The following is a 19,428-nucleotide window of genomic DNA, read 5'->3' on the forward strand; positions in this document are numbered from 1 at the left end:
TTTAGGGCGCGTATTGTCGGCCCCATCGCAACACGACCTGTGTGAAACCACGAATAACAATAGCGATGAAGGGTACGACCCATGACAATGCGCACCGACATGCCGCCTGAGCGGCGCCTATCAATGCTGGAATCCGGCGCCTGGAATGACATGATCATTACAGATTATCTGGACCAGGCCATTGCCAGCGCCGCCGACAAGACGGCCCTGGTGGCCTACCGTGTCAGCGATGGCCAACGCCACGCGCTGAGTTACGGCGAGCTGGACCGGGTAGTGACCCGGATGGCTGCCGGCCTGGCCGCCCTGGGGGTGGAGAAAGGCAATGTGGTGTCCTGCCAGCTGCCCAACTGCTGGCAGATGAGTGCCCTGCACCTGGCCTGCGTACGCATCGGCGCCGTGCTCAACCCGCTGATGCCGATCTTCCGCGAGCGCGAGCTGCGTTTCATGCTCGGCCACGCCGAAAGCCGCGTGCTGGTGATTCCCCAGCGCTTCCGGGGCTTCGACTACGCCGCGATGATCGACGGCCTGCGCGGCGAGCTGCCGGCCCTGCGCCATGTGCTGGTGATCGACAGCGGCGACGACGCCAGCGACTTCGCCCGGGTGCTGCTGGAGCAGCCCTGGGAAGAGCGCCTGGATACCCGCACGCTGTTCGCCGAACGCCGCCCGGCGGGTGACGACGTGGTGCAGCTGCTCTACACCTCGGGCACCACCGGCGAGCCCAAGGGCGTGCTGCATACCTCCAACACCCTGTTCAGCAACGTCCGCCCCTATGCAGAACGGCTGCGTCTGGGCGCCGGCGATATCGTCTTCATGGCCTCGCCCATGGCCCACCAGACCGGCTTTCTCTACGGCCTCATGATGCCCATCTACCTGCAAGGCTCCGCCGTGCTGCAGGACAGCTGGGACCCGCACTTCGCCGCCAGGGTCGCCGAGGCCGAACGCCCTACCTTCACCATGGCCTCGACGCCCTTCCTGGCCGACCTGGTGGAAGTGGCGCCGCAGCACCGCGATGCGCTCGCCTCGCTCAAGGTATTCGTGGCCGCCGGCGCCCCCATCCCGGGCGCCCTGGTGGAGAAGGCCGGCCATTCGGTGGGCGCGCGCATCGTCTCTGCCTGGGGCATGACCGAGAACGGCGCCGTGACCATGACCTGCCTGGACGATCCGGCCGAGCGCTCCATCCAGACCGACGGCCGCGCCCTGCCCTTCATGGAGGTGGCGGTGCAGGACGACCAGGGCAACCTGCTACCCACCGGCCAGGAAGGCCACCTGATGGTCCGCGGCGCCAGCCTCTTCGTCGGCTACCTCAAGCGCCCCGAGCTGTATGGCGTGGACCGCGACGGCTGGTTCGCCACCGGCGACCTGGCGCGCATGGACGAGCAGGGTTACATCCGCATCACCGGGCGCACCAAGGATGTGGTCATCCGCGGTGGCGAGAACATCCCGGTGGTGGAGATCGAGAACCTGCTCTACAAGCACCCGGCGATCTCCGCCGTGGCCCTGGTGGGCTGCCCCGACCCGCGCCTGGGCGAGCGCCTCTGCGCCTACGTGACCCTGCACGACCCCGAGGCCGGCCTGTCGCTGGAGGAAGTCACCGGCTTCCTGCTGGAGCAGCGCCTGACCCGCAACTACCTGCCCGAATACCTCGAAGTGCTTCCGGCACTGCCCCGCACGCCTTCGGGAAAGATCCAGAAATTCAAGCTGCGCGAGCAGGCCCAGGCCATCCGCCTGGAACCGGCCAAGCGTTCCTGACACCACCATCCCGAACCATCGAGAGGACTGCCCCATGAAAGGCCTGACTGGAAAAACCGTGATCGTGACCGGCGGTGGCGGCGGCATCGGCCGCGCCGTGTGCCTGCGCTTCGCCGAGGAAGGCTGCAAGGTCGCCGTGCTGGACCGTGACGCCGCCGCGGCACAGGCCACCGCCGACCTGGTCCTTGAGGCGGGCGGCAAGGCCCGCGCCTACGCTGCCGACATCACCGACTACGCCGCCATCGTGAACACCGTGGCCGCCATCGAGGAGGAATTCGGCACGCCCACCGTGCTGGTCAACAACGCCGGCTTCGACCGCTTCCTGCCCTTCCTCAAGACCGAGCCGCAACACTGGGAACAGCTGATCGCCATCAACCTCACCGGCGCCCTGAACATGCACCACGTGGTGCTGCCGAAGATGCTCGAAGCCGGTGGCGGCAAGGTCATCAACGTCGCCTCCGACGCCGCCCGTGTGGGCTCCTCCGGCGAGGCCGTGTACGCCGCCTGCAAGGCCGGCCTGATCGGCCTGTCGAAGACCCTGGCCCGCGAGCTGGCGACCAAGGGCGTCAACTTCAACGTGGTCTGCCCGGGGCCGACCGACACCGCGCTGCTGAAGAGCGTCGCGGCCACCTCGAACAACCCCGAGAAACTGCTGGAAGCCTTCAAGAACGCCGTGCCGATGCGCCGCCTCGGCCAGCCGGAGGACTACCCCGGGATCATCGCCCTGCTGGCCAGCGACGATGCCAACTTCATCACCGGACAGGTCATCAGCGTGTCCGGCGGACTGACCATGGCCGGCTGATCGGCCCAGGAATCCAGGAGAGAGCACATGAACTACGAAGACATCCTGTACGAAGAGAAAGACGGCGTCGCCACCATCACCATCAACCGCCCGGAGCGCTACAACGCCTTCCGCGGCCAGACCTGCATGGAGCTGATCGACGCCTTCAACCGTGCCGGCTGGAACAAGGCCATCGGCGTCATCGTCTTCACCGGCGCGGGCGACAAGGCCTTCTGCACCGGCGGCGACCAGGGCGCCCATGAAGGCCAGTACGACGGCCGCGGCCTGATCGGCCTGCCGGTGGAAGAGCTGCAGGGCCTGATCCGCGAAGTGCCCAAGCCGGTGATCGCCCGGGTCAACGGCTTCGCCATCGGCGGCGGCCATGTGCTGCACGTGGTCTGCGACCTGTCCATCGCCTCCGACAAGGCGGTGTTCGGCCAGGTCGGGCCGAAAGTCGGTTCGGTGGACCCGGGCTTCGGCACCGCCTACCTGTCGCGGGTGGTCGGCGAGAAGCGCGCCCGCGAGATCTGGTACCTGTGCCGCAAGTACAGCGCCCAGCAGGCGCTGGAGTGGGGCCTGGTGAACGCCGTGGTGCCCCACGAGGAGCTGGATGCGGAAGTGCAGAAGTGGTGCGACGAAATCCTCGAGAAGAGCCCCACCGCCCTGTCCATCGCCAAGCGCTCGTTCAACGCCGACAGCGAGAACATCGCCGGCATCGGCGGCCTGGGGATGCAGGCGCTGTCCCTGTACTACGACACCGAGGAATCCAAGGAAGGCGTGGCCGCATTCAAGGAAAAGCGCAAGCCCGACTTCCGCAAATTCTACCGCTGACCCGCCGTCCCGCCCGGATTCACTCCGGGCGGAACACCCGCTGCCTCGCGCCGAACCGGCCCGGAGAGAGACATGAATTTCGCATTCAACGAACACCAGAACGCCATCCGTGAAAGCGTCGCCCGCTTCAGTGCCGAGGTCCTGGCGCCCGGCTACAAGAAGCGCGACCAGGCTGGCGAGATCGAGAGGTCGGTCATCGAACAGATGGGCCAGATGGGCCTGCTGGGCGGCGAGCTGCCGGAAGAGTATGGCGGCAGCGGCCTGGACTGCGTCACCGCCGGCCTGATCATCGAAGAGATTTCCCGGGGCGACTTCAATGTCGGCTATATCCCGCTGCTGACCTCGCTCAATGGCCAGATCATCGCCCAGCACGCCGCGCCTGAACTGGCCCGCGAGTGGCTGCACGAGATCACCGCCGGACGCAAGATCGTCTGCATCGCCCTGACCGAGCCCAGCGGCGGTTCCGATGCCGCCAGCCTGCGCCTGAAGGCCGAGCGCAAGGGTGACGTCTATGTACTGAACGGCGAGAAGACCTCCATTTCCATGGCCGACCAGGCCGACGTCGCCGTGGTCTTCGCCCGTACCGGCACCCCGGAACAGCGTGCCAGCGGCATCAGCGCCTTCCTGGTGCCCATGAACCTGCCCGGCATCAGCACCACCCGTTTCGATGACGCCGGCGAGCGCGCCATCGGCCGTGGCTCGATCTTCTTCGACAATGTGGAAGTCCCCGTGAGCCATCGCCTCGGCGAGGACGGCAAGGGCTTCAAGCAGGTGATGCAGGGCTTCGACTACAGCCGCGCGCTGATCGGCCTGCAATGCCTGGCCCTGGCCCAGCAGTCCCTCGACGAAACCTGGGCCTGGCTGACCGAGCGCCAGGCCTTCGGCCAGCCCCTGGCGGCCTTCCAGGGCCTGACCCATCCGCTGGCGGAACTGCAGACCTATGTCCACGCCGCGCGCCTGCAGTGCTACCACTCGCTGTGGCTGAAGGACAACGGCCTGCCCCATAACGCCGAGGCGGCAATGAACAAATGGTGGGCGCCGAAGCTGGCCTTCGACGTGGTCAAGCAGTGCCTGCTGGCCCACGGACACACCGGTTACGGCGAGGACCTGCCCTTCGCCCAGCGTCTGCGTGACGTTCTGGGCCTGCAGATCGGTGACGGAACGGCGCAGATCATGAAAAATATCATCGCGCGGGAACTCACACCGAAATAGCGCCTTGTCTGCCCGCGGCGGACAGGCCGACGTCCCAGCCACCGACTGCTGCTGGGCCACAAGGAATCCACATGACCACGAACGAGAACAAGGGCATACCCAACCGGCTGTTCTTCCGCCTGTTCCAGACCGGCAACGTGCTGCAGCGGCAGGTACAGAACGAGATGGGCATCAGCACCGTGCAATGGGCGGTGCTGGGTGCCCTGTCCAGGACCGGCTTCGAGACGGGCATCTCCTTCAACCAGTTGACGGAGTACCTGTTCGTCAGCCGGCAGAGCCTGGACGGTGTGCTCAAGCGCATGGAGCGCGACAACCATGTGCTGCGCGTGCCCCATCCCGATGATGGGCGCGCGCGCCTGGTGCGGCTGACCGAGCAGGGACGCGCCTACTGGGACAGCCTGCAGGAGCGGATCTACCAGTTCTACGAACAGGGCCTGAAGGGGTTCAGCTTCGATGACAGCGTCAACTTCCTTCACTACCTGAGCAAGCTGCAACACGACATGGCCCTGATCGACCTGGGCCATGGGCAGGCGGCGGACAGCGAGGAAGAAGCCGGGGACTGACCCCGGCCTTTCTCCCCTCCCGCCAGTAGCTCGCCCATTTACGTCAACTTGTTTACCTGATCTGCGGATCGGGCGCTCCAGCTCTGCCTGAAGGAGTCCAGACAACCACGCATCACATTGATTCAAAAGGAAAAATCTGGAAGAACCGCCTCGCGACGTGCCACACAACAAGAACCAGAAGGTAAATAGCATGCACACCGGACTTCACTCCCGACTCGGCGCCCTCACCCTCCTCTGCCTGTTGCCGATGAGCGCCAGCGCCGACTTCCTCGCCGACAGCCAGCTGAGCCTGGAAACCCGCAACTTCTACATGAACCGCGACTACCGGGACGCCGACAAACCGGACACCCCGCGCTTTCGCGGCTTGCCCAAGGCCAAGTCCGAGGAGTGGGCGCAGGGCTTCATGCTGCGCTACAGCTCCGGCTTCACCGAAGGCCCCCTGGGATTCGGCGTCGATGGCCTCGGCCTGCTGGGCATCAAGCTCGACGCCGGGCGCGGCACCAGCGGCACCGGCGCCCTGCAGGTGCAGCGCGACGGCGAGGTGTCCGACGAATTCGGCTTCTTCGGCCCGACCGCCAAGGCACGGCTGGGCAAGTCCGTGCTCACGGTCGGCAGCCACGCGCCTACGCTGCCCGTGGCCTTCCGCAATGACACCCGGCTGCTGCCGCAGACCTTCCAGGGCGCGCAGATCGTCTCCAACGACCTCGACAAACTGACCCTCACCGCCGGCCAGTTCCGCGCCACGCGCCTGCGCAACTCCAGCGACTACGAGGACATGACCATGTTCTCCGACGGCGCGGGCGGCGGCGTCGCCAGCGACCGCTTCAACTATGCCGGCGTCACCTGGGCACCCTCCTCCAGCCTGGCGGCCACCTACTACCAGGCGGAACTGAAGGACAACTACCGGCAGCACTACGCCAACCTGCTGCACGGCCTGCCGCTGGCCGAAGGACTGACGCTGAAGTCCGATATCCGCTACTTCCGCAGCACCGACGAAGGCCACACCACGGTGGACAACCGCAACCTCGGCGCCATGTTCACGCTGATGTACAAGGGCCATGCCCTGGGCCTGGCCTATCAGGACCAGGAGGGTGACACCGGCACACCCTTCATCGGCGGCGGCACCGATCCCTGGACGCTGAACACCGTCACCTTCCACCACTTCCTGCGCGCCCGGGAAGACTCCTGGCAGCTGCGCTACGACTATGACTTCGCCGCATCGGGTATCCCCGGCCTGTCGCTGATGACCCGCTACGTCTCCGGCGACAACTTCGAGATCGGCGGGCAGGACGCGCGGGAATGGGAACGCGACCTGGATATCGCCTACGTGGTGCAGGGCGGCCCGCTCAAGGGCCTCAACCTGCGCTGGCGCAACGTCGCCTATCGCGGCAGCCACACCACGGACATCGACGAGAACCGCTTCATCATCGGCTACACCATCAAGTTCTGGTAACCGCCCCGGGAGAGTTCAGCATGCATATCGACGCCGCCATCCGCTCACGCAAGTCCGTCCGCCGCTTTCACCCCTGGCCGGTGCCACGCCATACCATCCAGCAACTGCTGGAACTCGCGGCGCGCGCGCCCAGCGGCAACAACATCCAGCCCTGGCAGGTGCATGTGGTCACCGGCGAGAAGAAGCAGGCCCTGTGCGAGGCGATCCTCCAGCACGCCCAGGCGGGCAACCCGGGCGAAGCGGAATACCGTTATTACCCGGATCAGTGGCACGAGCCTTACCTGGCGCGACGCCGGGCGGTGGGCTTCGGCCTCTACCAGGCCCTGGGCATCGACCGCCACGACCTGGCTGCGCGCCGCGACCAGGAGCTGCACAACTACAGCTTCTTCGACGCGCCGGTGGGGCTGCTGATCAGCCTCGACCGGCGCCTGAACACCGGCAGCTACCTGGACCTCGGCATGTTCATCCAGACCTTCATGCTCGCCGCCCGCGGCAAGGGCCTGCACACCTGCCCGCAGGCGGCGTTTGCCTGGTACCACGAGGTCGTCCGCCAGCATGTTCCGTTGCCTGCGGAACACCTCCTGGTCTGCGGCATCGCCCTGGGCCATGAAGATACCGAGGCGGCGGCGAACGCCTTCGCCACGCCCCGCGAGCCGGTCCGGACCTTCGCCAGCTTCCATGGCTTCGAGACGGCCTGCGAGGCCTGATGATCCGAAGGTGCCCATGACCACGAACGCCGAGCAGGCCATCCGCCAGGCGGCCATCGAGCTGATCGCCCGCCAGGGGTACGACGCCATGACCCTGCGCGGGCTCGCCGCCCACGCCGGGGTGAATACCAGCACCCTGTACCTCTACTACAAGGGCAAGCAGGAACTGCTGGCCAGCCTGGTCCTCGACTACTACGACAACCTGCGTGGGGCCTGGCTGGAGATGAGACCGACAGGCACGCCAGCCGAGTCGGCCTGGGCCGCGTTCGTCGACTTCCATGTCACCCGGCACCTCGGCGATCGCCAGCTTGGCCTGCTCGGCAACCTGGAGCTGCGCTGCCTGGCTGGCGCCGAGCTGGAAGCCGTGAAACGCGCTCGCCGGCGCTACCTGGAGGAAATCCAGGCACTCATCGGGCAAGGCATTGCCGAAGGCGTGTTCGCGTGCCCGGAACCGAAGCTGTACGCCAACATCCTCTTCAACCTGCTGACCCACGCCTGCTCCTGGTACCAGGACGGGGGCCGACTCTCCCGGGAAGACGTAACCGGGCACTACCGCGAGCTGACAGCGAGGATGCTGGCGCCGGCATCGATCAAGTCCGCAGCCCCGCGTGCCGGCTGAAACCAGGCGCCTGGCGGTCCTTCCTAGAAATACTTCAACCAGGCGATATCCCGCCGCCGTGCCTTGAGCCGGGCGAACCATTGCACGGGCGGGTAAAGCGCGATCGCCAACGCCAAGGTCATCAGCCACAGCGCCGGAACAGCGTCGAAACCGAAATACTGCCCCTGGTTGGCGCCCCAGATCGCCAGGCAGGCGATGTAGAGCAGCTTCAGCACATAGAGGTGCAGCAGGTAGAAGAACATCGGCGCGGAGCCGAAGACCGCCAACCAGCGCAGGGCTCTGCCTTCTTCTCGTCGCTCGAAGAGCGCCAGCAGTAACAAACCGACGCCGAGGGTCAGCGCGAGGAACAGCAGGGACGGCGGGTACTTGGTGATGTTGAAGAAGCTCATCAGCGTCTGGACGCTGGTATCGCCGCTGAACCAGGGCTTCTCCCCGTAGCCGTTGAGCAGCCGCAGGACCATGAAAGCCGCCAACGCGCCACTGCCGCAAAGGATCAACCGACGCTGACGTTGCAGAGCATCGCCGCCCCGGGCGAACCATGGGCCGATGGCATAACCCAAGGCGATCACGCCGATCCACGGCAGCACCGGATAGGAGGTGCGCAGGCGCAACCCGTCCGACAGCTCGATCCAGCCCCGGTCATGCAGGACCGCCCAGGGGATGTGCAACCAGGACTCCGCCGGGAAGTGCAGGCCATCCAGCAGGTTGTGCCCGCCGATCAGCAACAGCGCCAAGGGGACCAGCACCCCGCGCGGCAGCCAGAGCAGCGCGGAAAGCGCCAGCATGCTGAGGCCGATGGCCCAGATCACCTGCAGGTAGATGACGCTGGGCGGCAGCTGGAAGGTCCAGGCAAAGTTCACCAGGGTGAATTCCAGCGCCACCAGGAACAGGCCACGTTTGAGCAGGAAGCCTGACACCGCCGCCCGCCCCTGCTGTTTCTCGCCATAGAGGAAAGCCGAAAGGCCGGTCAACAGGATGAACACCGGCGCACACAGGTGCGCCAGGGTGCGATTGAGGAAGAGCCCGGGATCGGTCTGCAGGACGTCCATCGGGTCCGCCACCTGCCTATGCAGGTAGAAGGTCTCGCGGACGTGGTCCAGCAGCATGAACAGAATCACCAGCCCACGCAGGGCATCGATGGAATGAAGGCGGGTCGAGGGGGACGGCGTCATGGCGGTAGGCACTGATTTAAATGTTATATGATTACATTTCAAATCAGCACCGCCAAGCCGGCCAGGGACTGGCGGGGCATGGATGGGAACTCCTTTTGACGCGGCCGGAAAATATTCTGTAGGGGCGAATTCATTCGCCAAGGGCAGCACAGCTGCCCCTCTGGGCCTGAACAGGGCAGGCCCCCGGCCCGCCTGGCGATTGAAATCGCCCCTACAGGTAAAGCAGGCCGTGCCCATGCCGGGCAGCGGCGTTCGGAATCAGAACAGCGTCCAGGTGCAGGAGAGGATCAAGCGGTTCTCGTCGATTCAACCCTGACCGTTCATGCAGTTGCCGAGGTTCCAGCCGTACAGCCACTGAATGGCATCGTAGAACTGCTCCTGAGTGCGGCCGACCCAGAGTTGGTTGCGCACCAGGCGCTCGACGCCCTTGGCGTGGTAGAGGCGGCCCATCTCCCGGGCCGACCAGAGCACGCGAGCGGTGCGCGGAATCCGAATCGACTCGTAGAGGCGGAAAGCCGCTTCCAGGTCGTGGTCGCAGGCCTTCACCGCCTGGCCGAGCACCACCGCGTCTTCCAACGCCATGCAGGCGCCCTGGGCCAGGTACTGGGTCATGGGGTGGGCGGCATCGCCGAGGATGGTGGCGCGGCCTTCACCCCATTTCTCCACCGGGTCGCGGTCTGCGGTAGCCCAGCGGCGCCAGGAGGTGGGTCGGTCGAGCATCTGCCGCGGGCGCTCGTGGATGCCCTCGAAGTAGGACAGCACTTCTTCCTTGCTGCCGTCGGTGACGCCCCACTGTTCTTCATTGCGGCTGTGGAAGGTCACCACCAGGTTGTACTGCTGGCCGCCACGCAGCGGGTAATGCACCAGGTGGCAGCGCGGGCCGGCCCAGAGCATGGGGGCGTTCACGCGCAGGTCCTCGGGCATGTTCTCCACGTCCACCACCGCGCGATAGACCACGTGCCCGGTGACGCGAGCCGGGTCGCCGATCAGCTTCTCGCGGATCACCGACTTGACCCCGTCGCAGCCGATCACCGCATCGGCGTGGTACCGATTGCCGTTGCTGTCCACCAGCGTCGCACCCCGGTCATCCATCTCCATCGCTTCGATGTGAGTGGAGGTCTGGAAACGGATCAGCGGGTTCTGCTCCACCGCCTCAAGGATCGAGCGATGAATATCCGCGCGATGGATCACGCCATAGGGGTTGCCGAAACGCTGGCGGAAGCGCTCGCCGACCTCGACCCGCGCCACTTCGTGGGCATCGATGGCATCCATCATGATCAGATGATCGGTGAAGACCGAGCGATTGCGGGCGGCCTCGCCAACGCCCAGGGCGTCCAGGGCCGCATAGGCGTTCGGGCCGAGCTGGATGCCGGCGCCGATCTCGCCGATCTGGCAGGCCTGCTCCAGCAGCAGCACTTCGATGCCTTGCTGGGTCAGGGCCTGGGCAGCGGCGAGGCCACCGATGCCACCGCCGACGATGATGACCTTCTGGGATTGTTGGGCAGTCATGATTCGGTCCTCCACGGAGCCTGTTTCCGGGCCCGCCCCTGGCGGGCCTGCTTGTTATTGGATGAAGTCGGGTTGCTGGCCCGGAGCGGCCTGCTGGAAGGCGGGCTGTGACTGGCAGTGCCGATACACCGCGAATACGCGCGGGTAAGCACTGAGGTCGCAGCCCATGCGTTCGGCATTGGCCACCTGGGGCACCAGGCAGCAATCGGCCAGGTTCGGCGTCTCGCCGAAGCAGTAGGGACCGGTGCCGTGGCGGCGCAGCAGCTCCTCCACCGCCGCCAGGCCTTCGGCCACCCAGTGGGCGTACCAGGCGGTCTTCTGTTCCGCACTCACACTCAGGGTCTGTTGCAGGTAGCTCAGCACCCGCAGGTTGTTGATCGGGTGGATGTCACAGGCGATCAGGTTGGCCACTTCCAGCACGCGGGCACGCGGCAGCGGCTCACGGGGGATCAGCGGCACCTCGGGATAGCAAGCGTCGAGGTAGTCGATGATGGTCAGCGACTGGGTCAGGGTACTGCCCTCGTCGTCCACCAGCACCGGCACCCCGCCCACCGGGCTCAGCTCCCGGTGTTGGGCGCTGCGCTGTTCGCCGGCGCGCAGGTTGACCCCGTGGTAGTTCGCCGCCAGCCCCTTGAGAGCCAGGGCGATGCGCACGCGGTAGGAAGTCGAGCTGTTGAAGAAACTGTAGAGCTGCATGGCGGTGATTCCACAGGGATCAGAGAAGGGCGGGGGACGTGGCGCGCATCGCGGCGGACGCCCGCGCCCCCTTGATGAAGATGGCGATGGCGGCCAGCGCGGCGGGCAGCATCAGCGCTGCGAAGATGCTGCTGAAATCCAGGCCCAGACCGAGCATGAAGCCACCACCGAGGGTGCCGCATACCGAACCGATGCGCCCCACGCCATGGGCCCAGCTCACGCCGGTGGCCCGGCTGGCCGTGGGGTAGAAGGCCGCGGCCAGGGCGTTGGCGCCCACTTGCGAGCCGCTGATGCAGAAGCCCATGCCCGCCACGCACAGGGTCAGCAGGCCGTAGTGGGTGTAGTACTGGCCAATGGCGAAGAGGCAGACGGCGCCCAGCAGGTAGGCCGCCACCAGGACACGGTGCGGGTCGAAGCGATCCATGGCGCCGCCGAGGCAGATGGCGCCGAGGGTTCCACCAATCTGGAACATGGCGCTGATCATGGCCGCCTGGCTGAGGGAGAGACCGGTGTCCTTGATCAGCAGCGGCAGCCAGTTGGTCATCATGTAGATGATCATCAGGCTCATGAAGAAGGTCAGCCACAGCATCAGGGTGCCGAAGCGCAGCGGGCGGCTGAGGATCAGGCGGATCGGCGAAGCGCCGGCCGACCCGGTCTCGTCCTGCTGGATGGTGAAGCGTCCATCCCAGCTGGCCGGCAGCGGAGCGATGCGTTTCAGGATCCCGGCCACGCGACCGCTGTCGGCGCCACGCTGCACCAGGAAGCGCGCCGACTCCGGCAGCAGCCACATCAGCAACGGCAGCAGCACCAGGGGCAGCACGCCGCCGAGCACCAGCACGCTGCGCCAGCCGAAGGCAGGTACCAGGTGCGCAGCCACCACGCCGCCCAGAGCCGAGCCCAGGGTGAAGCCGCAGAACATGCTGGTGACCATCAGCGAACGGCGCCGCTGCGGGCAGTACTCGGAGGTCAGGGTGATGGCGTTGGGCATGGCGCCGCCAAGGCCGAGGCCGGTGAGCAGGCGCAGCAAGGCCAGGGTTTCGACGTTGGGAGCGAAGGCGGCCAGCAGGCTGAAGCCGCCGAAGCAGGCCACCGAAAACAGGAGTATGCGCTTGCGGCCGAAGCGGTCCGCCAGGGGGCCGGCAATGAAGGCGCCGAGCATCAGGCCGACCAGGGCGGCGCCGAGCACCGGGCTGAGGTCGGCGGCACCGAGCTGCCACTCCTCCCGCAGGGCCGGGGCGATGAAGCCGATGGCGGCGGTGTCCAGGCCATCGACGGCGGTGACCAGGAAACACAGGAAGAGGATCAGCCACTGGAAAGGCACGACGGCCTGGTGGTCGATGAAGTCCTGCACATCCACGCTGTTGTTCTTGTGTGTGGAAGACATGGGGAACCCTCCGGGCCGGCGCGGTGTGCGGCGGCCGGTTTATCGGTATGGGATAGCGGGCCGGGACGCCGGCCCGCAGAAGTCAGATCACGCGCACCTGGATCTCGCCGAGGCCGTCGACGCCGCCGGTCATCAGCTCGCCAGCCACCACCGGGCCAACGCCCTCGGGCGTGCCGGTCATGATCAGGTCGCCCGGCTGCAGCTCGAAGAAGCGCGACAGGTAGGCGATGGTTTCCGGCACCGACCAGATCAGCTTGTCGATGTCGCTGCGCTGCTTGTCGGCGCCATTGACCTGCAACCAGATACCGGCGCTGGCCGGGTGACCCACGGTGCTGACCGGGTGCAGCGGGGCGATGGGCGCGGAGGCGTCGAAGGCCTTGCCGATCTCCCAGGGGCGGCCCATTTCGCGCATCTTCATCTGCAGGTCGCGGCGGGTCATGTCCAGGCCCACCGCGTAGCCCCAGACATGCTCGTTGGCGCGATCCTCGGGGATGTCACGGCCGCCCTTGCCGATGGCCACGACCAGTTCGATCTCGTAGTGGTAGTTGCTGGTCTCGGCCGGATACGGCAGCTCCAGGGTCTGGCCATCGGCCACGGGCACCACGGCGTCCGCCGGCTTGCAGAAGAAGAACGGCGGCTCGCGGTCCGGGTCGAAGCCCATCTCGCGGGCATGGGCGGCGTAGTTGCGGCCCACGCAATAGACGCGGCGGACCGGGAAGCGCGCATCGCTTCCGGCGATCGGCAGGCTGGTCGGCGCTTGCGGCTGGAATACATAGGTCATGGCAGTGAGTTCCTCGGCTCAGTGGTTTTCGCGGGCTTCACGCAGGAGCCCCAGGGCTTCGTGGATCGGGCGGTCGGAGTAGCTGAACAGCACGCACTCCTGGTCCGCATGCAGGCTCACCGGCGCCCAGCTGGGTACGACGAATATGTCCTTGGCCTCGAAAGCGAAGGTCTGCCCGGCGATCACCGCATGGCCGCTGCCTTCCACCACCGAGAACACCGTGGCGTCGGTGCTGCGCCAGGTCTTGCCCGAGAAGCCACGCGGCAGCAGCTGCATGCAGGTGCCGATGGTGGGCATGGCCCAACCGCCGGTAGCCGGGTTCACGTAGCGCAGCTTCACGCCGTCCCAGTCGTCCAGCTCGCCCTGGCGCAGCAGGGTTTCCAGCGCATCGCGGGTACGTGCATAGGGGTAGTTGAAGATCGGCGAGGTGGCACCACGCACTTCATGGCGCACCGGCAGCAGGTTGGCGCCATAGCGCGCCAGGCTGTTGCCCTCGGGGCGGGTGACGGGCTGCACGGCCTCGGGGTAGTTCTCGGCAAAGCCGGCGCCGAAGAAGCGCACGGTGGGGATGTCCAGGCCGTCGAGCCAGATCACCGGTTGACCGCCCTCCTCCTCGCTCGGATTGCCGTGGTCGTGCCAGGTCCAGGAGGGAGTGATGATGAAATCGCCCGGTTCCATGGTGGTGCGTTCGCCATCCACCGCGGTGTAGGCGCCCCGCCCTTCCACCACGAAGCGCAGGGCCGACTGGGTATGGCGATGGCTGGGGGCGATCTCCCCCGGCAGGATCAGTTGCAGGCCGGCATAGAGGCTCTGGGTGATGGACGCCTGGCCGCGAATGCCGGGATTTTCCAGCACCAGCACACGGCGCACCGCCTCTTCCGCGCTGATCAGCCGGCCGGCTTCCATGAGGTGGGGGCGCAGTTCGCTGTAGCGCCACAGGGCGGGCACGCATTCACTAGTGGGTTGGCGGGGAACCAGGTTGTGCAACTGCTCCCAGAGCGGGAACAGGGCCTGGGAGTCGATGCGCTGATAGAACTCGGCGCGCGCATTGTCGTTGTTATTCATCGCTTCACCTTTGGGGGGCTGTGAAGTGGCTGGCGGGGCGCGTGGTTTCGGGCAGCAGCTCCGCGGTTGGGTCGATTAAACTCCCGCAAGGCATACGATAAAAATGATATTTTCAGATGGAGTCATATTTAAAAAAGTATGGGAGATTGCACCATGCACTGGACCCGCCGCCTGCGCCCGCGCCATCTGCAACTTCTGGTGAACCTGGCTGAAACCGGCAGCCTGAGTGACACCGCGCGCCAGGCATTCACCACCCAGCCGGGCCTGTCGAAATGGCTCAAGGAACTGGAAGAGGACGCCGGCGCGGTGCTGTTCGAGCGCCACGCCCGGGGCCTGCGGCCGACACCCGAGGGCGCCCTGCTGGTGGGACACGCGCGGCGCATCCTCAGTGAGATGGAACGGGCCCAGAGCAACCTGGAAGCCCTGCGCGAAGGCAACACGCCCAATGTGGCCATCGGCACGTCACCCGCCTCGGCACCGAGCCTGGTGCCGGATGCCATCCTGTACTTCCTCAAGCGCCACCCGAAGGCTCAGGTCTCACTGCAGGAAAACACCATGAACGTGCTGCTGGAGCGCCTGGAGCTGGGGCAACTGGATGTGGTGGTCGGGCGGGTGGACAACTACCAGCCGAGCGCAAGCCTCAACAGCGAGATGCTGTTCCGCGAACCCATGCAGGTGGTCGCGCGGCCGGGGCATCCACTGCTGCAGCGCAAGGCCCTCACCTGGCCGGATCTCTACCAGTACGACTGGCTGCTCTGGCCGCCGGGCACCCCCATTCGCACCCGCCTGGACACGGCCCTGAGCAACGCGGGGCTGAAACCGCTGCCCTGTCGCGTGGAATCCTCATCGCTGATGGCCAACCTCTGGCTGATGCAGAACAGCGACATGCTCTCGGTGGCCTCGGGCCGCGTGGCCGAGCACTTCCACGGGCGCGGCCTGCTGCGTCGGCTGGACTTCGAACTGGAGGCCGAAGGCTCCATCGGCATGTGCTGGCGTGATGAAGAACACCCGGACAACGCGGTGCTCGACCTGCTGGACAGCCTCCGCGAAGCCGCGCGCAGCCCGATCCGGCGGCCGGATGAAGTGCCGACGCCAAGCAGCTGACGCTCTACGGAGATCAGCAGCCGCTCGGGAGTGCCCCCCCCTGGCCGCATCAGGCCACCGAGCTGAGCGACGCCAGATCGATACCTTCCAGCGAGCGCTGGTGGAGCGTCGTCATGCTGCGAATGTTCGTCCAGAACACTTCACTCGGGAAAGGCTCGGGACTGAGGGCGCTCAGGACCAGGAAGTGCCCATGGTCGTAGATGCCCTCCACGGGCACCACCACACCCACGATGTGGTAGCAGCCCCAAAGCGACTCAGGGTCCCCTTCCCAGACCAGTTCCATGAGTACGGTCTGCCCGAGGCAGGAAAGCGCAGTGGCGGCATCCAGGCTTACGTCCTTGCTCATGGAGTCCGCTCCTTCTCTATGAGCTCGCGGGTCAGCAAGGCGACGTTCACCATCACGTGCTTGCCGACCTTGTGGGAGGGGATGTAGCCATTGCGAATCCACCCCCAAACGGTGTTGTGGTCGTTGCTCATCCGTATCCAGTCGGCGAACTCGCGCCAGGGCATCACCGGGGGCGGACTGAGCAGGTCTTTAAGCGATAGGTCGGTTCCTTCCACATCCATGGCGTTTCCTGCACTATGTTGGTCTTAATTGGCCATCGTCTAAAGACTATGTCTTTTTACTATGTTCAAAAACATAACACGGACCCGGTTTTTGGACATAGTCTAAAAATCATTGGATTATTGAATCGAAATGTCTATCACTGATAGGGCATTGCTATTGATTGGCATGGCGAGCCTTACCGATCTTTCCAAGGCCGGTGAAACCAATTACCCGCGCTGGGTGAGCATCAAGCGTGGCAAAGCGCGGGTAGGTGCAGAAGAAATCGAGATTTTGGGGAAGCTCTACCCCCAGTACCGCTGGTGGTTGAGCACCGGAGAAGTCATGCCGGAGGTTGGACAAACAAGCCCTGAATGCGACGAGGCAAACCAAGCGGGATAGGGATCACCCTGGATGTAGCCAGGCGATGGGGAGCCAAGGCACGCGACTAGCAAGGAGCACTGAATGGAAGCGGACATGGACGACGCCCCAAGTTACATCCATAGGCGCGGTTGGCAGCACATCGCTAGGGTCTGGACCATACCCGCAATTGCCGGAACCTGCGTCACACTCGGTCTGCTTCAATTAGCAAACTTCAGGCTCTTTAATGAGAAAGCTCATGGACTGGCAGATAGACAAGCCGCCCAGGCAGTCTTGTCGGGGCCAATCATCCGTCCGCAGCTAACTCCGGCAGAGACAGGACGCGAATACTCTTCATTCGTCCAGCCTGCTCCCCGCGCTCATTTATGGAAAGAAGAGCAAGTACAGCAACCCTCGCTGGCCCCCTCCCCCAAACAAACCGTTTTCAACGACCGAAACTACGCTCCCCGAGGCGCGGATAACGTCGTTTCAATGACGCAGCCGAAAGACAGTTTCGTCATCGAGTCAGCAGAACCCAAAGGCAAGGGTGTTCGGGTCAAGGTAGTTGGAGAAAAGCGCGACTTTAAGGAGGCGGCATGCTGGCCTTATAGAGAGGGGAGTATTGAGAAGCGAAACTGCAAGGCAGGGATTGGCTTGTATATGAGAAATGAAAACTAACTTACAACAATAGTACAATTCTCCACAACAGAACATAGAGCTCAGGTACAGGGCCAACCTTTAAAGCACCACCCTCTTCAGAACGAATTTCCACACACAATCAGAGCAATGAAAACCCAGGATTCCGTCAGCGATGTTTTTACGCATAGCGCAACACTTCATCGACAAAGCCGATTCAATATCCGAAGAAATCTTTCTTATTGATTCACAACTGGGAAATAGGCGTCTAATGCCATCCTTGGCTTGTCAAAAAATGCTAATCTTAAGAACAAAAGGGGACAAACAAAAGCAAACAAAAGGGGACAGATTTATTTTCGTTACTCTAACCCTGCCCCACGAGCAACGATCCAGCGTGCGCGCAGCCAAATCTAGAGCAGGAAAATATATCTGCCCCCATTTCGCTAAACAAAGATACTGTTCAGCTGCTAGTAGTTTCAGCCCAATGGGATAGCTCAAAGCTTGAGTTAAGCCGCGCCGCGAAACGGCGTCGGCCTGAACGATTAGTTAGCTTTCTTATCTCGCCTGTCGACAGCATCAAGAGCACCTTCAGGAAGCTGACTATAAAAGCTTTCTATTTCCTTCGGCTCTGTAATCATCTTGCTGGCGATGAAATTGATGAGTCCAAAAAGCTTAACTACTCTCTCTGGCTCCTCCTGGAGATCAATTTCGCCAGGATGCACCGCGTTATTTCCCGTGATACGCAAAGCATCAAGAGATTTCTGCACCAAGGGGTTTAGGCCTTTTGCAACGAGATTTTTTATATCTTCATTGATATTTTCGCCCTTCTCGCCAAGTTGCTTGCAAAGCTTCTGGAGAGCCAGCCTTAGGAGTGCTGCCGCAGCTCTGGGCGAGTCGGACAACACGCAGGCGGCTTCCGCATAGTCGGTTTTAATTTCCTCGGAAAGATCAATATTGGGTGGTGGCGCGATGCTCTTTTTCGGGTAGACCATATTCTCACCGTGCCAAAAAGTGACCTCACTACATCTTTGGCACTTGGTCACTATCCACTCTTTCGGGATGGGCTCGTTAAACTTAGACTGCTGATCAACGACGCTGTTCCAGGGAAACTGAGTAAACCCGTGCAAGTGAGAATAAAATTGCTTAGCATATACATTGCAATGTGGGCAATGATATTCCCCCTTGCCGAGGATTGGCGGAAAGTACTCAAACTGCTGCATGCTCACGCCCCATATAGGTTAATATTTATATTCAGACCCCAAATACGCGTGCCCTGAGATTGAAGCCAACGGTCCGAGCGCATCGTTTATAAACCGTGCGCAAGGGTAGTATTTGGTAGCTGTATTTTTTCTTTTCGAATTCTCTGAATCATCTCAAAATATACTGATTTCTTCTGGTCTCCGTTGTCGCAGAGCTGCGAATTTAGCTTTTTAAATAATTCCGATTCCTGTTCGTAGAGGTGTGGTTTTTTTGTGGCAAACATGTCAGGAACGCCAAGGTTTCAGGGGTTAGAGCGCCTTTTATTGACCTATGCACTTTTACGGCATCCAACAATGAGAAAATATTTATATCCTCTTCAAACTCATATACTTCATGCACGTCTTTATCTGCATGCTTGAAGAAATTTCGAAATTTAAAAAGGTAATAAAGGAACTCTTTCTTTTTATCTGGACGTATTTTGTCGCTATCTCTGAATATACTCTTAACCCCTCTTGATCTTCCAAAATCATGCAGGACCTGCGATGCAGCTTCAGATAGTGTATGTATAGAAACCGCGTCCTGCTCCTGAAAGAATAGATTTATTGCCGTTAGTAGCTGCCGCTCAGCAACATCAAGTTTCGTCAGAGTTATTTTCATTATTTTGACTAGCCAAAAAAATTCGAAAAAGTCTGACCTCACCGGCCACAGCAAATAAAATGAGTGCCCTCAGCGCCTTACAAGGCTGGCTTGGATCGGAGGTTAGCTCGGCGCCCGGATGGTGGACAATCCAAAAAATGGAGTGTGTCGAGAAAGTGTCGAAATCACTGGTCAAAGTTGACCGACAATGACCAGCGTAAGGAGCCAGGAGGCCTCGACAGCGCTGCTTTTCGACAACGAAGGCCAAAAACGGATGGCACTCTTAACGGGTTTGAAGCCCGGTCTCCTTCCATTCCCCTGATCTCGGAGATCGTGACCATACGGCCATGCGACCAGCAAGGGATGCTGTCGAAAAAGTGTCGAAGCCACTGACCAGCACACCCCAGCAAAGGCCAGAAGAGCGAT

Annotated in this window: 21 protein-coding genes; 11 read left to right on the forward strand and 10 right to left on the reverse strand. The window is 63.1% G+C overall.

Annotated features, from left to right (window positions below):
* Nucleotides 1–81 precede the first annotated feature (81 nt).
* From ACFW0H_RS25060 to ACFW0H_RS25095, 8 genes are all read left to right on the forward strand, one after another.
* Nucleotides 82–1,749 (forward strand): AMP-binding protein, encoded by a 1,668-nt coding sequence (locus ACFW0H_RS25060; RefSeq protein WP_422916553.1) that lies wholly within the window; start codon nucleotides 82–84, stop codon nucleotides 1,747–1,749.
* Between the two features lie 34 nt (nucleotides 1,750–1,783).
* Entirely contained in the window at nucleotides 1,784–2,551 is a 768-nt protein-coding gene (locus ACFW0H_RS25065) for an SDR family NAD(P)-dependent oxidoreductase (protein ID WP_422916554.1), read from the forward strand.
* Between the two features lie 27 nt (nucleotides 2,552–2,578).
* Entirely contained in the window at nucleotides 2,579–3,361 is a 783-nt protein-coding gene (badI, locus tag ACFW0H_RS25070) for a 2-ketocyclohexanecarboxyl-CoA hydrolase (RefSeq protein ID WP_271408663.1), read from the forward strand.
* 72 nt (nucleotides 3,362–3,433) lie between these two features.
* Nucleotides 3,434–4,573: a cyclohexanecarboxyl-CoA dehydrogenase gene (aliB, locus tag ACFW0H_RS25075; RefSeq protein ID WP_422916555.1), complete on the forward strand. Its 1,140-nt coding sequence runs from the start codon at nucleotides 3,434–3,436 to the stop codon at nucleotides 4,571–4,573.
* A gap of 71 nt (nucleotides 4,574–4,644) precedes the next feature.
* A complete protein-coding gene (locus tag ACFW0H_RS25080) occupies nucleotides 4,645–5,136 on the forward strand; it encodes a MarR family winged helix-turn-helix transcriptional regulator (RefSeq protein ID WP_422916556.1) in 492 nt (163 codons plus the stop codon).
* A 190-nt stretch (nucleotides 5,137–5,326) separates the two neighbouring features.
* Nucleotides 5,327–6,589, forward strand: coding sequence for an OprD family porin (locus ACFW0H_RS25085; protein WP_422916557.1), 1,263 nt, complete (start codon nucleotides 5,327–5,329; stop codon nucleotides 6,587–6,589).
* A 20-nt stretch (nucleotides 6,590–6,609) separates the two neighbouring features.
* Nucleotides 6,610–7,296 (forward strand): nitroreductase, encoded by a 687-nt coding sequence (locus ACFW0H_RS25090; RefSeq protein WP_422916558.1) that lies wholly within the window; start codon nucleotides 6,610–6,612, stop codon nucleotides 7,294–7,296.
* 16 nt (nucleotides 7,297–7,312) lie between these two features.
* On the forward strand, nucleotides 7,313–7,915 hold the full coding sequence (locus ACFW0H_RS25095) for a TetR/AcrR family transcriptional regulator (protein WP_422916559.1): 603 nt from the start codon (nucleotides 7,313–7,315) through the stop codon (nucleotides 7,913–7,915).
* A 23-nt stretch (nucleotides 7,916–7,938) separates the two neighbouring features.
* Here the strand turns inward: ACFW0H_RS25095 and ACFW0H_RS25100 are convergent, their stop codons facing one another.
* The 6 genes from ACFW0H_RS25100 to gtdA form a co-directional block, all read right to left on the reverse strand.
* A complete protein-coding gene (locus tag ACFW0H_RS25100) occupies nucleotides 7,939–9,087 on the reverse strand; it encodes a DUF1624 domain-containing protein (RefSeq protein WP_422916560.1) in 1,149 nt (382 codons plus the stop codon).
* 306 nt (nucleotides 9,088–9,393) lie between these two features.
* Complete coding sequence (locus tag ACFW0H_RS25105) at nucleotides 9,394–10,596, reverse strand: 3-hydroxybenzoate 6-monooxygenase (RefSeq protein ID WP_422916561.1); 1,203 nt, start codon at nucleotides 10,594–10,596, stop codon at nucleotides 9,394–9,396.
* Nucleotides 10,597–10,650: 54 nt separating this feature from the next.
* Entirely contained in the window at nucleotides 10,651–11,292 is a 642-nt protein-coding gene (gene maiA, locus ACFW0H_RS25110) for a maleylacetoacetate isomerase (protein WP_422916562.1), read from the reverse strand.
* A gap of 19 nt (nucleotides 11,293–11,311) precedes the next feature.
* Nucleotides 11,312–12,676, reverse strand: coding sequence for an MFS transporter (locus tag ACFW0H_RS25115; RefSeq protein ID WP_422916563.1), 1,365 nt, complete (start codon nucleotides 12,674–12,676; stop codon nucleotides 11,312–11,314).
* An 82-nt stretch (nucleotides 12,677–12,758) separates the two neighbouring features.
* Nucleotides 12,759–13,457 (reverse strand): fumarylacetoacetate hydrolase family protein, encoded by a 699-nt coding sequence (locus ACFW0H_RS25120; RefSeq protein WP_422916564.1) that lies wholly within the window; start codon nucleotides 13,455–13,457, stop codon nucleotides 12,759–12,761.
* Between the two features lie 18 nt (nucleotides 13,458–13,475).
* A complete protein-coding gene (gtdA, locus tag ACFW0H_RS25125; RefSeq protein ID WP_422916565.1) occupies nucleotides 13,476–14,522 on the reverse strand; it encodes a gentisate 1,2-dioxygenase in 1,047 nt (348 codons plus the stop codon).
* 153 nt (nucleotides 14,523–14,675) lie between these two features.
* On the opposite strand from gtdA, the gene ACFW0H_RS25130 reads away from it, so the two are divergent.
* Nucleotides 14,676–15,626 (forward strand): LysR substrate-binding domain-containing protein, encoded by a 951-nt coding sequence (locus ACFW0H_RS25130; protein ID WP_422916566.1) that lies wholly within the window; start codon nucleotides 14,676–14,678, stop codon nucleotides 15,624–15,626.
* Nucleotides 15,627–15,675: 49 nt separating this feature from the next.
* Here ACFW0H_RS25130 and ACFW0H_RS25135 read toward each other — a convergent pair whose 3' ends face one another.
* The gene (locus ACFW0H_RS25135; protein ID WP_422916567.1) at nucleotides 15,676–15,972 is read right to left on the reverse strand and encodes a hypothetical protein; all 297 of its coding nucleotides are present in this window, start codon (nucleotides 15,970–15,972) and stop codon (nucleotides 15,676–15,678) included.
* Nucleotides 15,969–16,193: a helix-turn-helix domain-containing protein gene (locus ACFW0H_RS25140; RefSeq protein WP_422916568.1), complete on the reverse strand. Its 225-nt coding sequence runs from the start codon at nucleotides 16,191–16,193 to the stop codon at nucleotides 15,969–15,971. The genes ACFW0H_RS25135 and ACFW0H_RS25140 overlap by 4 nt, the downstream gene beginning before the upstream one ends.
* Nucleotides 16,194–16,323: 130 nt before the next feature.
* Between ACFW0H_RS25140 and ACFW0H_RS25145 the strand changes: the two genes are divergently transcribed.
* Both ACFW0H_RS25145 and ACFW0H_RS25150 read left to right on the forward strand, forming a co-directional pair.
* Nucleotides 16,324–16,572, forward strand: a complete 249-nt coding sequence (locus tag ACFW0H_RS25145; RefSeq protein ID WP_422916569.1) for a DNA-binding protein — start codon at nucleotides 16,324–16,326, stop codon at nucleotides 16,570–16,572.
* Between the two features lie 63 nt (nucleotides 16,573–16,635).
* On the forward strand, nucleotides 16,636–17,208 hold the full coding sequence (locus tag ACFW0H_RS25150; RefSeq protein WP_422916570.1) for a hypothetical protein: 573 nt from the start codon (nucleotides 16,636–16,638) through the stop codon (nucleotides 17,206–17,208).
* Between the two features lie 500 nt (nucleotides 17,209–17,708).
* On the opposite strand, the gene ACFW0H_RS25155 is transcribed toward ACFW0H_RS25150, so the two are convergent.
* Both ACFW0H_RS25155 and ACFW0H_RS25160 read right to left on the reverse strand, forming a co-directional pair.
* Complete coding sequence (locus ACFW0H_RS25155; protein ID WP_422916571.1) at nucleotides 17,709–18,386, reverse strand: DUF4145 domain-containing protein; 678 nt, start codon at nucleotides 18,384–18,386, stop codon at nucleotides 17,709–17,711.
* Between the two features lie 202 nt (nucleotides 18,387–18,588).
* Nucleotides 18,589–19,023: a hypothetical protein gene (locus tag ACFW0H_RS25160; RefSeq protein WP_422916572.1), complete on the reverse strand. Its 435-nt coding sequence runs from the start codon at nucleotides 19,021–19,023 to the stop codon at nucleotides 18,589–18,591.
* Nucleotides 19,024–19,428 lie beyond the last annotated feature (405 nt).

The sequence above is a fragment of the Metapseudomonas cellulosilytica genome (assembly GCF_049334135.1).
In the GTDB taxonomy this organism is placed as follows: domain Bacteria; phylum Pseudomonadota; class Gammaproteobacteria; order Pseudomonadales; family Pseudomonadaceae; genus Metapseudomonas.